At 69.2% G+C, this 15,891-nt stretch carries 5 protein-coding genes; all 5 read left to right on the top strand.

Annotated elements, in window-relative coordinates; translation table 11 throughout:
• Nucleotides 1–139 precede the first annotated feature (139 nt).
• On the top strand, nucleotides 140–13,816 hold the full coding sequence (locus tag H9L41_RS11395) for a putative Ig domain-containing protein (RefSeq protein WP_187523840.1): 13,677 nt from the start codon (nucleotides 140–142) through the stop codon (nucleotides 13,814–13,816).
• A 22-nt stretch (nucleotides 13,817–13,838) separates the two neighbouring features.
• Entirely contained in the window at nucleotides 13,839–14,336 is a 498-nt protein-coding gene (locus tag H9L41_RS11390) for a hypothetical protein (protein WP_187523839.1), read from the top strand.
• The gene (locus H9L41_RS11385) at nucleotides 14,324–14,764 is read left to right on the top strand and encodes a hypothetical protein (protein WP_187523838.1); all 441 of its coding nucleotides are present in this window, start codon (nucleotides 14,324–14,326) and stop codon (nucleotides 14,762–14,764) included. The genes H9L41_RS11390 and H9L41_RS11385 overlap by 13 nt, the downstream gene beginning before the upstream one ends.
• Before the next feature lie 237 nt (nucleotides 14,765–15,001).
• On the top strand, nucleotides 15,002–15,328 hold the full coding sequence (locus H9L41_RS11380) for a hypothetical protein (RefSeq protein WP_187523837.1): 327 nt from the start codon (nucleotides 15,002–15,004) through the stop codon (nucleotides 15,326–15,328).
• Between the two features lie 37 nt (nucleotides 15,329–15,365).
• Nucleotides 15,366–15,824 (top strand): hypothetical protein, encoded by a 459-nt coding sequence (locus H9L41_RS11375; protein WP_187523836.1) that lies wholly within the window; start codon nucleotides 15,366–15,368, stop codon nucleotides 15,822–15,824.
• The last annotated feature ends 67 nt before the right edge of the window (nucleotides 15,825–15,891 follow it).

Raw genomic sequence — 15,891 nt, 5'->3', positions numbered from 1 at the left:
AAACGGCCAGCCCAAGACGCTCAAGCCGGGCGAGTCCTACACCGCCAGCGCCACCTTCGCGCTGCCCGAATCGATCAGCGGCGACTTCCGCATCATCGTCAAGGCCGACACCGACACGATCCGCGAACTGCAGAACCGGGTGCCCGGCAATATCCGCGAGGGCCTGCCGGCGTTGACCGGCAGTGGCGCCGGCGGCGTGCTCGAGTTCCGCGACGAGGGCAACAACGTTGCCTCGATCGCCTTGCCGATCACCCTGCGCACCCCGCCGGACCTGCAGGTCAGCGCGGTCGCGCTGGGCCAGCAGCACGTGCTGGCCGGCCAGGGCTTCACCGTCGACTACACGGTGACCAACGCCGGCGGCGACGTGCCGAGCGACCAGCGCCGGTGGAACGACTTGGTCTATCTGTCCAAGGACCGCTTCCTCGATCTGAACCAGGACCGCTACCTCGGCTACGTGGCGTACGATGGCGGCCTGGCGGCCGGCCAGAGCTACAGCGGCAGCCTCGCCGTGACATCGCCGCGCGACCTCGAGGGCAGCTACTACGTCTTTGTGATCACCGATCCGGCTCGCAGCTGGGATCGCGATGGCGAGGTGCGCGAGTTCGGCCGCGAACAGAACAACGCGCTGGCGGCCGAGCAGCCGATCGTGGTCGACACCCCGCCGCCGGCCGACCTCAAGGTCAACACCGTCAGCGTGCCGGCCAGCGGCACGGTCGGCAGCGAGGTCGAGATCGGCTACACGATCGTCAACGACTCGACCAACCCGGCCTACGGCGGCTGGACCGACGCGATCTACCTGTCGAGCGACAACGCCTGGGACCTCGGCGACATCCTGCTGGGCCGGGTCGACCACGCCGGCGGCCTGGCCGCCGGCGCGGCCTACAGCGGCAGCCTCAAGGCCAAGCTGCCGCCGCTGAAGGACGGCAACTGGCGCATCATCGTCCGGCCCGACCTCTACAACGAGGTGTTCGAGGGCAAGATCAGCTACACCGCCAACGGCCTGAACCTGCCGCCGGGCGAAGCCAACAACCGCACCGCCTCGGGCGACAGCCTGGCGGTGACGGTGCCGCAGCTGGCGGTGGCCAGCCCGCTGCCGATCACGCTCAGCGCCGGCGAGACGCGGCTGTACAAGATCAGCGTGGCGGCCGGCGAGACGCTGCGGATCAAGCTCGATTCGAGCGTCAACGAGGGGGCCAACGAGGTCTACGTGCGCTACGGCGACGTGCCGACCGGCTACGCCTTCGACGTCGCCTACGACAATCCGCTGTCGCCCGACCAGCAGCTGTTGGTGCCGAGCACCAAGGCAGGCGACTACTACGTGCTGGTGCGCGCCAAGCAGGGCGGAACCAACGTGCCGGCCACGCTGCGGGCCGACCTCTTGCCACTGTCGATCACCCGCGTCACGCCCGATCAGGGCGGCGTCGGCGACGACGACCACCGCTGGGTCACGGTCGATCTCTACGGGGCCCGCTTCAAGGCGGGCGCGCTGGTCAAGCTGTCGCGGCCCGGCGTGTACGAGGTCGAGCCGGCGCGCTGGCAAGTGCTGGACGCCACGCACATCCGCGCGGTGTTCGACCTGCGCGATGTGCCGCTGGGGCTGTACGACCTCAGCGTGGTGAACCCCGACGGCGAGCGCGTGGTAGCGGCCAACCAGTACCTGGTCGAGCGCGGCATCGAAGCCGACGTCACCATCGGCGTCGGCGGCCCGCGCAACCTGGCGCCGGGCGAGGGCGGCACTTACAGCGTGTCGCTGCAGAGCCTGACCAACGTCGACACGCCCTATGTGCGCTTCGATTTCGGCATGCCCGAGATGGGCCGCAACGAATACCTGCTCGAAGGCTTGCCCTTGCCCTACCTGCTGTTCGGCAGCAACGTCGGCGGCCGGCCGGATGGCCGTATCGTCGATGCGGCCGGCAACACCCAGGGCTACGGTGCCACGCCGACCGATGGCACGGCACGGCCCGACATCCCATGGGCTTCGCTCGACGGTACTCAGAACACGGCAGGCTTCAACCTCGCGCCCGGCTACGCCTTCGACCTCGGTGCCGGCGGCTTCGTCGGCATGAGCTTCGACCTGCAGACCTACCCGGGGCTGAAGGAATGGCTGGCCTACGACTTCGAAGGCCTGCGCGACAAGCTCTACCGGACCCATCCCGAGTGGCAGGCGCAGGGCCTGCTGGACGGCGGCCCGCAGGATCTGGACCGCATCGTCGAAGGCCTGGCCGACAAGTTCCGCTCGCGTGATCCGGAGATCCATTTCAGCAAGCAGGAGGCGGTGGCGCTGGCCTTCCGCTTCAACCTGGTGGCCGCGGCGGCCCCGCTGACCCGCGCCGAATTCGTGGCCGAGCAGCGCGCCTACGCCGGCAAGCTGCGCACCGCCATCCTGGCCGATGCCGCCGCGCCGGTGGCGCTGCGGGTGCTGGCGACCGACGCGGCGCAATGGGCCGAGGGCTGGCTGGCCGCGCTGGAAGCGGCCGGGATGCTGCGGCCGCTCGACGAAGCGCCGCCGATCCGGGAGGACGCCAAGGTGGTGAGCCTCAATGCCACGCTGGCCAGCGGCATCCTGCTGGCGCGCGGCGGCGACAGCTACCGCACCCAGGCCGACCTGAAGGGCTTCTTCGAGCAGGTGCAGAAGTGGTACGGCGACACGGCGCGCTACGCCGGCGATCCGGATGCCGCCAAGGCACCGGTCGAGTACATCGAGACCCGCACCGACAGCCAGGGCTACCAGGCCGAGGTGCCGGTGCCGGCCCACGCCGACCCGGCCGCCCATGACCGCAACGCGACCCAGAAGACCCACTTCCTCGATTTCGACGTATTCGCCGGCAGCCAGGCCGAGCTCGAATACCTCCGTTACATCGGCGTGCTGGATGCGGATTTCAATCCGGTCGGCCCGCAGGCGCTGAACCTGGCGCAATACCTGCAGCAGACGGCCCAGCAGGACGCCGCCTCTACCGTCGCCGTACGCGGCCCGCAGGGGCTGCCGGCGGCCGACGGCCAGCGCTACCTGCCGGCCGGCACGCCGCTGCCTTACACGGTGAGCTTCGGCAACCCGAGCCAGCAGCCGGTGGGCCAGCTGCGCATCGTCAGCGAACTCGACGCCGGCTTCGACGCGCGCACGCTGCGGCTGGGCGATCTCAAGCTCGGCGACATCAACATCCACGTGCCGGCCGACCGCGCCAACTTCCAGGCCGATTTCGACTTCAGCGCCAGGGGCTACATCCTGCGCGTCAGCGCCGGCATCGACGTCGCCAGCCGCACCGCCACCTGGCTGTTGCAGGCGATCGACCCCGACACCGGCGAAGTGCTGCGCGACGGCAGCCGCGGCCTGCTCGCGCCGTCGGCCGACAATCCGCAGCAGCAGCGCGGCTTCGTCGCCTACACCGTGATGGCGGCCGACGGCGCCGTCTCCGGCCGCACGGTGACGGCCCGCGCCCGCATCCTGATCGACGCGGCGCCGCCGGTCGACAGCGCGGAGGTCAGCCACGTACTCGACACCGCCGCGCCGCAGACTGTGCTGGCCGCCACCGCCCTGGGCGACGACGCCCTGGGCCGGCCCGGCTTCGACGTGCATTGGAACGCGCGCGACGACCAGAGCGGCATCAAGTCGGTGACGGTCTACGTCGCCGAGAACGGTGGCGACTTCCGCATCTGGCTGCGCCAGGTCGGCCCCGAGCAGACCCAGGCGGTATTCACCGGCGAGGCCGGCAAGCACTACGAATTCCTGGCGGTGGCCACCGACGTGGCCGGCAACCGCGAGGCGGCCTCGGTCGCCAACGCGGTGCTGCCGGACGACGGCGGCCGCCAGGCGGTGCTCGACGGCCTCGGCGTCAACGAGACGGTGAACCAGACGGCCGAGCTGCCGCAGGCGCCGGCCGACCGCAACTACGCCGGCAACGACTTGTTCACCCAGGCCGGCCAGCAGTTGCCGGGCCAGGTGGCCACGGTCAACCGCGGCGATCTCGGCAGCGTGCTGGCGCCGTTCACCGTGCGCGGCTTCGCCGACGGCTTCGCGGCCAGCACCGCCGACCTCGGCGCCCAGGCGCTGGTCGAACTGGCCGACGGCAGCGTGCTGGTCAGCGCCGGCAGCCTGCGCAACGAGGTGTTCAAGTACGGCAAGGAAGGCGGCCACGGCGTCGCGCCGCTGTTCGTGCTCGACGCGCCGATCGTCGACATGGCGGTCGACGCGGTCGGCCAGCTGTGGGTGATGACCGGCGGCGAACTGCTGCAGGTCGACGCCCAGAGCGGCGCCATCCTGCGCCGTCTCAATGGCCCGGGCCAGGACCCGCTGACCCATGCGCTGGCGATCGACGCCAACGGCGACATCTACGTCGCCTCGGGCAACGGCATCGAGGTGTTCCGGCCGAACGAGGCCGATGCGGCCAAGGCGTGGAGCCACTTCAGCAACCAGCGGGTGCGCGACCTGGCGTTCGGCCCGGACGGCCGGCTGTGGGCCATCCGCTGGACCGGCAGCGACATCGCCGCCGCCCAGCCGGACGCGACCACCGACATCGTCAGCTTCCCGTCCAGCGGCCGCTACAAGGGCCGTGCCGAGCTGGAATACCGCCTGGCCGGGGTGATCGAAGGCATCGCCTTCGGCCGCGCCGGTACGGCGCTGGACGGCCTGATGCTGGCCAGCAGCGGGCTGCGGCAGCGGCCGGTGACGGCGGCCGATACGGTCACGCCGCACACCGGTGCGGTGTGGATGATCGAACTGCAGAGCCGGCGCGTACTGCAGCTGGCGAGCGGCGGCACTCAGGGCCAGACGGTGGTCGCCACGGCCGACGGCCGGGTATTGGTGGCGCAGACCGGCCACGTCGACGAGATCGCCCTGGCGCGCGCGCCGAAGGTCACCGCGGTCAGCGTGCCGGACGGCGCGCTGCTGCCGCTGCCGCTGAACCAGATCGGCGTGCAGTTCGACCAGGAGATGTGGCAGGGCGACGGTACGAGCAGCGTGCTCGATCCCGCCAATTTCGTACTGACCCTGCTGGGCGACAGCGAGGACGGCGATAGCGCTGCCGGCGTGCAGCCGCAATCGGTGCGTTGGGATGCTGCGACGCGGACTGCCTGGCTCGACGTGAGCGGCTTGATGGCTGGCGCCTACCGGCTCGACATCGCGGCCAGCCTGCAGAGCGCGACCGAGGTGAAGATCGCCAGCGGCTACACCAGCAGCTTCACCGCGCTGCTGGACTTCAGCAGCCAGCTGCGGATCGACTTCGCTGACACCCGTGCCGACCGCGCCACCGGCACGGTCAGCTACGACGTCAGCATCACCAACACCGGCAGCGACGACTTCGACGGTCCGATTACGCTGCTGCTCGATCCGGGCCACTACTTCGGCGGCGGCATCGCCGAGGCGCTGAACGGCGAAGACGGCCTGTGGCTGCTGGAGCTGGGCGGCTCGTTGGCGGCGGGCGCCACGTCGGCCAATCGGACGGTGACCCTGGTCCCGGCCGATCGCCTTGGCGGCTTGGCGCGCGCGACCCTGGGCCACGGCGTCTACGCACTGCCGCAGGCCAATCTGCCGCCCATGCTGGGCGCGCTCGGCGCGGCGCCGGTGGCCGAACCCGTCGCGCTGGCGGCACTGCTGTCTCGCATGCAGCTCGCCGATGCGGCAGCGCTGGCCGAGCGGCTGGCGCAGACCGACTTCAGCAGCGCCGAAGACGAAGCCGCGATGCTGGCGCTGCTGGGCCTGCCGGCCGACTTGCCGGTGGCCGAACTCGATGCGCTCTACGCGGTGTGGGACGGCAGCGGCGACGACGGCACCCTGCTCGAAACCCTGCCGCCGGCCCAGGCCGGCCAGGCCTGGACCGCCACGCTGGCGGCCGACGACGAGGACGGCACGCTGTTCTACTGGCAACTGGTGCAGGCGCCGGCCGGCCTGACGCTGACCGCGTCGGGCGCGGTGGAGACGACCGAGACCGGCTACCGCCAGACCGCTGTGCTGAACTGGACCCCGACCGCCCGCGACGCGGCCGACACCGAGATCGTGGTCCGCGTGCAGGACAGCCGCGGCGGCGTGGCGCTCAAGCGCTTCACGCTGGCGGTGGCCGGCGGCAACCACGCCCCGGTGGTCGACGCGATCGGCGACATCGAGCTGAAGGAAGGCGAGGCGCTGTCGCTGCCGCTGACCGCGACCGACGCCGACGGCGACCGCCTCACCGTCACCGTCCGCAACCTGCCGGCCGGCGCCAGCTTCGATGCCGCCAGCGGCCTGCTGACCTGGACCCCGGGCTACGACCAGGCCGGCGTCTACGACGACATCACGCTGATCGTCGGCGACGGCAAGGCCGTTTCCGAGCAACGCTTCAAGGTCACCGTGCTGCAGGGCTATGCCAAGCCGGTACTGCCGCCGCTGGGCGTACAGACGCTGCGCGAAGGCGAGCGCTACGGCCTGCAACTGGCCGGCAGCATGCCGGGCGGCCTGGTCCAGGCCGACGGCACCACCATCAGCCTCAGCTACAGCGCACCGTGGCTGCCGGCCGGCGCCACGCTGAACAGCGAGACCGGCTGGTTCGAATGGACGCCGGGCTTCAACCAGCACGGCAACGTCAAGCTGCCGATCAGCCTGACCGCCACCTATCGCAAGCCGGGCGCCGAACCGGTCGAGGTGACGGTGAGCCGCGACATCGACTTCAATGTGCTCAACGCCAACGGCGCGCCGGTGTTCGACCCGATGGACGCCTGGCGCATCCTCGAAGGCCAGCCGCTGCGCGTCAGCGTGTTCGCCTTCGATCCGGACAACCCCAATTTCGAGCCCAAGATCCGCCTCGATGCCGGTAGCCAGGCGATCGGACCGGAAACCACCGCGCCGACGGTGAGCTATCGCGTCGACGGCCTGCCGCCGGGCGCGGTGTTCGACGCCGAGACGATGGAAATCGTCTGGACCCCGGGCTACGCCCAGGCCGGCCGCTACGTGGTGACGGTGACCGCCACCGACGACGGCGACGGCACCGGCACGCCGGCGATCAGCCAGCTGGTGATGCCGATCGAGGTCAGCAACGCCAACCGCGCGCCGGCGATCGGCGACATCGCCAACGCCTTCGTCGACGTCGGCGGCGTGCTCGAAGTGCCCTTCGTCGCCAGCGATGCCGACGGCAACCCGCTGCAGATCACGCTGTCGGGCCTGCCGTCGTTCGCCAGCTACGTGCAGACCGCCACCGGCGGCACGATCCGTTTCGCGCCGGGCGCGCAGATGCGCGGCGACTACCTGGTCACGGTGACCGCCACCGACGATGGCGATGGCGACGTCAACCAGGTGCAGTCGCAGAGCAAGAGCTTCGTGCTGACGGTACGCAGCCCGTCCGAAGCGCCGGTGTTCACGCTGCCGCAGCAGATGGTGGCGGTGGTCGGCCAGGCGCTGACGCTGCCGATCCTGGTGCGCGACCTGGACCAGGACGCGCTGACCTTCACCGCCAACGGCCTGCCGATCGGCGCCAGCCTGACGCCGGCGACCCAGTACGGCCAGGCGGTGCTGAGCTGGACGCCGACCGCCGACGACATCGGCAGCCGCGACATCGAGATCGTGGTGACCGACAGCGGCCTGCCGCCGCAGGGCGGCAACCAGACCAACCCGGCCAATCCGGTGCCCAATGTGGTCAAGCACACCGTCCGCGTGGTGGTGCGCGCCGCCAACGCCGCGCCCGAATGGCTGGGCGTGCAGGCCAACGGCCAGGCGGTGGCCGATTCCGCCGAGCGGATCCGGCTGAACGCCACCGAAGGCGTGCCGCTGACGCTCGACCTGTTCGGCCGCGACGGCGACGCCGACCTGCTCGACTGGCAGGTGCTCGGCCTGCCGCGCGGCATGCTGTTCGAGGTGCCGAGCGCCGGCAACGGCAATCGCGCCGTGCTGCGCTGGACGCCTGACCTGACCGCTGCCCAGACCGACGGCGGCGGTGGCGCCGGTGTCTGGCGCTTCTCGGTCGGGGCGACCGACGGCGCAGCCGCGGTGATCCGCCACTTCGAGATCACCGTGGCCAACGTCAACCGCACGCCGCAGATCCTGCCGCTGCCGCTGCAACTGGTGAACGAAGGCGAGACGCTGGGCTTCAACCTGCGCGGCGTCGACGCCGACGGCGATGCGCTGCAGCTGAGCCTGGTCTACGACGAGACCACGCCGGCCGGCCTCAGCTTCGACGCCGCCAGCGGCTACTTCGAATGGACGCCGGGCGCCGACGTGGTGGACAACGCCACGGCCAGCAGCCGCGCCTTCGAGCTGACCTTCCGCGTCAGCGACGGCCAGTCCACCAGCCTGCAGAAGGTGCAGGTGCGGGTGTTCGACCGCAACCGCGCACCGGTCGTCGAGGCAAGCAGCCACGCGGTGGTGGTCGGCCAGACCCTGAGCCTGCCGGTGCAGCACGGCGGCCAGGCCAACGGCGCGGCCATCGTGGCGCGCGACGCGGACGGCGCGGCCCAGACCGCCGCGCTGACGGTGTCCTTCGCCAACCTGCCGGAAGGCGCCCGCTACGACGCCGCCACCGGCCGCCTGGTATGGACGCCCGGCCCGGGCCAGGTCGGCGACTTCGTGGTGACCGCGATCGTGAACGACGGCCGCGCGACCACGCGCAGCACCTTCACCCTGCGCGCGGTGGCCGAAGCGGCCGCCAACACGCCGCGCATCCTGGTCGAGACCACGCCGTCGACCCCGGTGCTGCCGGGCCAGGCGGTCCTGGCCACGGTGCGCGCCGACGCCTTCGGCGGCATCGCCCAACTGACCGTCGAGGTACGCGGCGCCGGCCTGGGCCAGGCCGACTGGCAGACGGTGGCGATCGACGCCGCCGGCCGCATCCGGCTGAACCCGACCGCACCGGGCCTGATCGAGATCCGGGTGCGGGCGCTGGACCAGGACGGCTTCACGGGCAGCCTGGTGCAGACGGTGCGGGTCAAGGACCCGGCCGACGCCTCGGCGCCGGTGCTGGCCTGGCAGGGCGCGCTGCTCGGCGCCCACCTCGCGACCGAACCGGTGACGGTGCAGACGGCGCTGACCTTGCAGGCGCTGCTGCAGGACAAGCAGCTGATGGGCTACGTGCTCGAACTGGCGCCGGCCGGCAGCGACGCCTGGCGGACGCTGGCGAGCGACACGCGCGCTGCCATCGACAGCGACCTGCGGCTTGACCTGGCGACGCTCGACCCGGCCGTGCTGGCCAATGGCGTCTACCAGCTGCGCCTGCGCGCCTGGGACCTGGCCGGCCGGACCGGCGAGATCGCCGCGCGGGTGGTGATCGACAGCAGCGCCAAGGCGCCGGCGGGCCCACGCGCCGCCGACGCCGTGTTCGACCTCGGCGGCCACGACTTCGCGCTGTGGCGCGAGATCGGCGCCGGCGGAACCGGCTTCGGCAACTGGGGCCTGGGCGGCCTGGCCACCGGCCTGACCACCGACCAGCTGGGCACCACCGCCAGCGGCGCCCTGGCGCCGTGGCTCGACGGTGCCCGCGTCTGGCTGACCGCACCGAACCTGGCCGGCACGGCCGGCGCGAGCGCGCTGCGCTTCACGCTCGGCACGGTGGCCGAGCGGCTGGGCAGCGAGGCGGCCGCGCCGACGGTCTACCGGCCGGTCTTCAACAGCGACCAGGGCTGGACGCTGCAGGCGATCGGCGACGAGCGCGACGGCCAGCCGCAGGCGCTGACGCGCCAGGGCCAGCGCCTGTACGACCAGGTGACCGGCCTGCCGTGGCAGCCGACGCGCTACGTGCTGACCGCGGCCGACGGCACGCGCTACGACCTCGACCTGCAAGGGCAGGTGACGGCGGTGCGCTTCGCCGACGGCGTGCAGTGGCTGGCGAGCGACGCCGGCCTCGCGCTGGCGGGCGGCGCGGCGCGGGTGGACTTCGTGCGCGACGCGCAGGGCCGCATCGAGCGCGTGAGCGGCACGGTGAAGGGGGGCGCGGCCACGACCTTCGCCTACCGCTACGACGCGCAGGACCGGCTGACGCTGGTGCGTGCGCTCAACGGCAACGACGCCGGCACGCCGTACGGCTATGGCCAGGACGGCCGGCTGCTGACCGACACGATCACGGCCAACCTCGGCGCCGCGGTGAACTGGCAGTCCAACAGCGCCTGGCAAGGCACGCTGGCGGCCGGCCAGGCGACGACGGTGGCCTTCGCGGTGCGCGAGAGCGAACTGGCGTCGACGGTGAAGACGCCGGGCGCGCAGGGTGCGGTGATCGTGGCGGTGACGCTGGAAGGCGCCGACGTGGCGCTGGAAGCCACCGGCGCGACCGTGCTGGGCACGGCGACGGTGGACGGCAAGCGCACGGTGCTGCTGCGCATCACCGAAGCGGGCCTGAAGCTCTTGCGCCTCACCGGCAGCGGCGCGGCACGCGTCGAAGTGACGCTGGCGGGCGACCTGAACCGCGACGGCAAGATCGACGGCCAGGACGGCGCCGCCTTCGAGCAGGCCCGGCTGGAGGGCCGCCTGCCGGCGGACCTCGACGGGGATGGGGTCATTGCGTCCGCCGATCGGCAGATCCTGTACGCCAACTACGGCTGGCGCGCCAACCAGGCGCCGGTCGAACTGGCGGCCGGCACGGCCAGGACGCATGCCGACCTGGCGCTGCAGGCTGCGCTGGCGGGCATCGCGCAGGATCTGGAAGGCGACACGGTGTTCTGGCGCGTGCTCGGTGCGACGCACGGTGCGGCGCGGCTGAGCGCCGACGGCCAGTCGGTGATCTTCGTGCCCGAGGCGGGCTACGTGGGCGAGGCGGCGGTCCGGCTGCAGGCCGACGACGGCTTCGCGGCCGGTGCGCCGATCGAGCTGAAGGTGAACGTGAGCGGCGCAGCCTTACAGGATCTCTCGCTCGACCGGACGACCCGGATGGAGCCGGGCGAGACGCGCATCCTGCGCCTGCGCGGCGACTTCACCGACGAGGCCGGCATCGTGCTCGACAGCGGCTACCTGCACTACGGCTCGAGCAATCCGGGCGTGCTGCAGGTCGAGGCGGACGGCCTGATCCGTGCGGTCGGCCAGGGCACGGCGCTGCTGACCATCACGGCCAAGGGCATCACGGTGTACGAGGTGGTGACCGTGGGCGGGCCGGACGATCCGGTCCCGGTCGACATGCACGGCAACGAGCTGGACCTGTATCCGCCGAGCTTCAGCCTGGCGGCGGGCAGCGGACAGCGCCAGATCGATGTCCACACCTTCGCCTTGCAGGCGCTGGGGCAGGACATCGGCAAGGCGGCCGACGGCACCCGCTACTACATCAGCGATCCGCGCATAGCCACCATCACGGCCGACGGCCTGGTGAAGGCGCTGGCACCGGGCAAGGCGACCATCACCGTGATCAACGGCAGCCGGCAAGGCAAGGTGACGCTGACGGTCCGAGAAGCGGAAATGGGGCCTGTGCTGATCCACGCCAATCAGGGCGGGGCGGTCCAGGATGCGCAAGGCAATACGTTGACCATCGGCGCCGGAACGCTTGGCGCCGACGTCGTCGCTTCGATCGCCGCGCTCGATCCGGCCGGCCTGACTCAGCCACTGCCCATACCCGAAGTGCTGGATACGCTCGGCGCCTTCCGTGTCGACATCGGCAATGCCGAGGCCAGCAGCCCGATGAGCCTGGCGATACGGGTCGGCACCATGCTGCCGGCCGGTACCGAAGTGCTGTTCTGGCGCGAAGGCACCATCACCGACGAAGCCGGCAACGAACGCAAGACCTGGTGGCTGGTGGACAACGGCTACATCGGCGACGACGGCGTCGCCCGCACGGCCTCGCCGCCCTATCCGGGCGTGAAGCTGGGCGGCGACATGGTGGTCACTTCGGTACGCAACTACGACCCCGCGACCGGCGACCTCAAGTTGCAAGGCAAGGTGCTGGACTGGGATGCCCTGTATTCCGAGGCCGCCAACGTGGCGATGGCTACCTCGATCGCCGGTATCAACGGCGCCGCGACAGCCTTGCTGACGGCCATCGGATCGATCTGGACCGCCGTGCAGTACAGCATCGCGGGCGCTTACCGGGTGAATGTGCCAGGGGCGGACCTGGTCAACCCGACCGCATCGATCCCGATTCCGCCGGCCGCCACCGTCAGCGCCAACACGCCACAGATCCGCAGCTACAGCTTCGATCCGCAGACGCACACCGTCACGCTGCGCGGCAGCAATTTCCTGCCTTCAGGCAAGAGCGCCAAGGATTTCTACGTCCGCGTGGTGATCCAGCCGCGCGGCAACCAGCTCGGCCACGAGCTGCAAGGCGACCTGCACTCGGAACGCGGCCTGACCTGGACCTCGATGCCGGTCGAAGTCAGCACGATCGGCGGCGAGCAGGTGGTGCGCTTCCAGGTCGATGCCGACATTGCCCTGTCGCAGCACGTGCTGATGCTCGAACGCGCCGCCATCGCCTACGACGGCAACGGCCGCAAGAACGAAGGCTATGCGCTCGACAGCCAACCGGTGCAAGCCTGGATCGGCGGCAGCCCGTCGACGCTGATGACCACCGAAGACACGATCTACCTGTTCCAGCCCACCGGCCAGCCCACGGCCGACAACAGCGCCCCCATCGCGCTGCAGGTCGCGCTGCGCAGCGACGAGCGCGGCCAGCCGCTGGCATTGGCGCAGAACGCCCGCCAGACCATCACCTACAGCGCCGACGGCACGCTGGCCTTCGTGGCCGGCCGCGACCGCCAGGTCTACGTGGTCGACACGCTGATGCGCACGGTGGTCTACACCGTGGTGGTCGATGGCTACCAGGGCGGCAAGATCAATAGTCTGGCTTCCGACGGCGACTGGCTGTATATCGGCCTCACACAAGACCGGACTGGTCCAGGAGGACTGATGCGCATCGATATCGACCCGACCGGAGGCGGCTACCTCCGTACCCGGCAGATGATCAACCTGCCCGACAGCGACCGCATCGGCGGCTGCCGCAGCCTGGCCGTCAACGCCGGCAGCTACCTGGCCTACACCACGCCCTCGAACGAGATGTGGGTGCTCGACCTGAACCAGATCGCTGACGACACAGGCACCTTGGCCGCCGGCGCCGCAGTGCGGCTGCACGCGGAGGACTTCGACAGGCCCGGCCTGGGCAAGCACCCGACCTACGTCGCCAGCGGTCCCAAGACCGGCCAGTTCATCCTCAGCAATGGCGACGACCGCGACCGCGGCCTGGCCTTCGTCACGCTGTACACCGACGAAACCGGGCAGATCGACGGCAACAGCCGGCTCAGCGCCGCCACCACTTCGCTGGGCGCGAACCCGGTGTCGACCGACCAGGCGCGGCTCAAGGCCTACCACCAGGACATCCTCAGTGCCGCCGGCAGCATCGTGGTCGAGTACCAGGGCGAGCAATATGCGCTGGTGGCCGACTACAACCTGTGGCGCAACGACCCGCTGGCGCCGCAGGACGGCTCGCTGCCGGAAGTGCAGATCGGCGGCAAGATCGGCGTGGTGAAGAACCCGTTCGCGCAGAACGGCAAGCCGGCGGTCTACCTCGGCGCGACCACGCCGATGGCGGGCAGCGCCTTCGACAAGCTGACGCTGGGCAACGACGGCACGCTGTACGCGAGCGTGTGGAACTACTGGGAGAACTACGACCCGGAAGCGCCGATGACCTACTCGCTGCTGACCTGGAATGCGGCCAAGCTGGTGCAGGCGGCCATCAACGCCAACAAGCCCGAAACGGCCGAGGCCTTGAAGATCCTGGGCGTGAATAACCCGATCCAGTTGCCGATCGACCGCAATTACGCCTATGGCAACGGCAGTGGGTTCGGTACGCAAATCGCCGAGCTGACGCCGGCGCGCTACGACGGCCGGCAGCCGAGGCCCGCTTCGGCCGGATCCAGACAGTGGCGAGCTACACGCCGCCGGGCGTGCCGCTGATCCTGGCCAGGCCAGCGTGCCGATGCCGACGATCACCGAAGTGCTGCTGGAGCCGCCGGCACAACCGGTGCCCGGCAAGACGGAGCAGGCGGCCGAAGACGGCTGGTGGGGCAAGCTGCTGTACGCCGGCGTGAACCTGGTGCTGAACGACTACTACGCGCACTACGACCAGCGGCTGGCGCTGTACAACCAGGGTCGGCTGTCGTACGACCAGTTCGCGAACGCGAATTTCACCGAGCTGATGGGCACGATCATGGCGACCACGGTCTCGATGGAGGCGGCGGCAAGATCGGCGTATGGAGCATCAACCGCAGCACGGTGGCGGCCGGCTGGCCGGCCTGGCCGGGGCTGGGGCGATGGAAGGGGTGGTGTTCGAGACGGCGGTGGAGAACGCGCTGATCAAGGTCAACCAGATGACCGACGGGCAGTCGGGCAGTCGGGCTACTCGCTGGAGCAGATCCTGACTTCGGGCGCGATCGGCGGGCGGTGCCGGTGGCGCTGGCCGGGGTGTTCAAGCTGATCGGGCGGATGATCGGGACGGACTTCGTGCAGCACAAGCTGCTGAAGCGGCCGCCGCTGGACGAGGCGGTGGAAGAGCGGCTGGCCAAGTCGCTGGGGCCGGACGGCCGGATCAAGGTGGTGGACGACATCCTGCCCGAGATCGAGGGCAAGACGGAGTTGAAGGCGGGCGGAAAGTACACCTTGATCACGCCGGCACGGCAGTCGCTGACCATGTCGCAGGCGAGCGCCTGGTATCGGCAAGAGGTCGCGAAGATCGTGGACATGCTCGACACGACGCAGAAGTTGGAAGTGCAAGCCACGCTGGCTTGGCAGTTGCGGAACCAGATCCGTAGCGCGGCGGAGGCGGCCTTGGTGATTCCGGCGCAGAAGGCCGAATTCGCCGCCCTGCACCGAGTGCCGGGCTGGACGAGCTGGAAAACCGGTTGACCGGTCAAGTTTCGGGTGATGCTTTGTACAAGATGGAAATCCAGCTGCTGTCGCGTTGCGACGATCCGGAATTCCAGATCAAGAATGTGGCCGGACGGCCGGTGTGCTTCGTGGCAGGGACCTTGGTGCATACCGACAAGGGGTTGGTGCCGATTGAGCAGATCAAGGTGGGGACATGGTGTTGTCCAAGCCGGACTCGGGGAGGGCGAGCAGGCCTATAAGCCGGTGGTGCGGACGATGCGAACGGAAGATCAGGAGGTTTATTTCCTGAGTTATTTGCCGAAGGCGGAGGTGGATGCGGCGGAGCGGGAAGGGCGTATGTGGAATGAGGATGCATATGCATATTTGGCCGTAACCGATAGTCATTTATTTTACATGGCCTTGGATCACTATTTGGACAGTGACCCAGGCTGGCTTCCTGTCTATAGCCTTCGAGGCGGGCATGAAATCGAAACTGCCGATGGAGAGTCGGTCATTGTTAATGATAAAAATGTCATTCTAAGAACTGCCAATGGAGAGGTGGGGTGGGAACAGGGGCTTTTGGTTCCAATGAGGGACGTGTAATTGATTTCAGGGGGGGGCGATTAAAGCTGTCTTTGGCATGGAAGCCAAGGTGCCTAATCAAGGGATTTCTTGGTGGGAGCCTGGCAATAACTTTAAATGCACGGTTTATAATATAGAGGTGGCGAATTACCATACCTATTATGTTGGTGAGCATGGGTTGTGGGTGCATAACGATTGTGGTGATGTGACGGATGCAATTAATGAGGCATTCCGAAATGAAATTTTACCGACCAATTCGGCTCTGCCCTATTTTTCACTGGCAGAAGCCTATGCGCGAAGCAAATCAGATCCCTTGAAGGGAATGATTTTGGTTCAGGAGACCGCCACCGATAGAGTTAAGGAACTCGATTGGTGGAGGTTTCAGCGCGGCCTGGAGGGGCCCGGATTAGTGTGCAAAGTGGCGATAATATTGCGCACACGTTGCTGTATGAAAATCCGTTTTCAAATAAAAAACCTGGGGAGAATTTTATTCGCCTGGGTGATTCGCGCGCGCTAATGCCTGGCGGTGAATTCTCTTTAACCACAATTGATGCGAAATATTGGCTTGATAAAGCATACCGAAT

Origin of the sequence: Chitinimonas koreensis, from assembly GCF_014353015.1 — a bacterium.
Classification (GTDB): domain Bacteria; phylum Pseudomonadota; class Gammaproteobacteria; order Burkholderiales; family Chitinimonadaceae; genus Chitinimonas; species Chitinimonas koreensis.
Note: the sequence above shows the minus strand (reverse complement) of the source record. Positions and strands in the feature narration are given on the sequence as shown.